The organism is Cupriavidus sp. NPDC089707 (genome assembly GCF_044748965.1).
Taxonomy (GTDB): Bacteria; Pseudomonadota; Gammaproteobacteria; order Burkholderiales; family Burkholderiaceae; genus Cupriavidus.
Map to the genome: position 1 here is coordinate 1 of NZ_JBIVHB010000064.1, position 1,240 is coordinate 1,240.

A 1,240-nucleotide genomic window follows, 5' to 3' on the forward strand; every position below is an offset into this window, starting at 1 on the left:
TGGCGGCGCCGACGAACAGCTGGCGCGGACGGCCGATCTTGTATTCCGGATCGGTGATCATCTCTTCCCACTGCGAGATCCAGCCCGGGGTGCGGGCCAGCGCGAAGATGCAGGTGAACAGCGAGGTCGGGATGCCCAGCGCGCGCTGGACGATGCCCGAGTAGAAGTCGACGTTCGGGTACAGCTTGCGGCTGACGAAGTACTCGTCTTCCAGCGCGATCTTTTCCAGCTCCATGGCCAGCTTGAACAGCGGGTCGTTGTGCAGGCCCAGCTCGTTCAGCACTTCATGGCAGGTTTCGCGCATCAGCTTGGCGCGCGGATCGTAGTTCTTGTACACGCGGTGGCCAAAGCCCATCAGGCGCACGCCCGAGTTCTTGTCCTTGACCTGCTTGATGAACTCGCCGATGTTATCGACGCTGCCGATCTCTTCCAGCATCTTCAACGCGGCTTCGTTGGCACCGCCGTGGGCCGGACCCCACAGGCAGGCCACGCCGGCGGCGATGGCGGCGAACGGGTTGGTGCCCGACGAACCGGCCAGGCGCACGGTCGAGGTCGAGGCGTTCTGCTCGTGGTCGGCGTGCAGGATGAAGATGCGGTCCAGAGCGCGCTCCAGCACCGGGTTCACGGTGTACGGTGCACACGGCGTGCCGAACAGCATGCGCAGGAAGTTGCCCGAGTAGGACAGGTCGTTCTGCGGATAAATGTACGGCTGGCCGATGTTGTACTTGTACGCCATGGCGACCATGGTCGGCATCTTGGCGATCAGGCGGATGGCCGAGATCTCGCGCTGGTGCGGATCATCGATGTCCATCGCGTCATGGTAGAACGCGCTCATGGCACCCACCAGGCCGGTCAGCACGGCCATCGGGTGGGCATCGCGGCGGAAACCGCGCATGAAGAACTGCAGCTGCTCGTGAACCATGGTGTGGTTCATCACGTGGCCGACGAATTCTTCCTTCTGCTTGGCGTTGGGCAGTTCACCCTTGAGCAGCAGGTAGCTGGTCTCGAGGTGGTCGCACTTCTGCGCCAGTTGCTCGATCGGGTAGCCGCGGTACAGCAGCTCGCCCTTGTCGCCGTCGATATAGGTGATCTTGGAATTGCACGAAGCCGTCGACATGAAACCGGGGTCGTAGGTGAACTTACCGGTTTGTCCGTACAGCTTGCGAATGTCGATCACGTCCGGGCCAACGGTGCCCGTATAAATCGGCAGCTCAACGCTGGGGGAACCATCGGAGAACGA

The 1,240-nt window shown here is 62.2% G+C and carries 1 protein-coding gene; it reads right to left on the reverse strand.

What is annotated here, in order from left to right; translation table 11 throughout:
• The coding region (gltA, locus tag ACIP1U_RS32605) for a citrate synthase (protein WP_400324074.1) at positions 1–1,240 on the reverse strand (1,240 nt) is incomplete at both ends.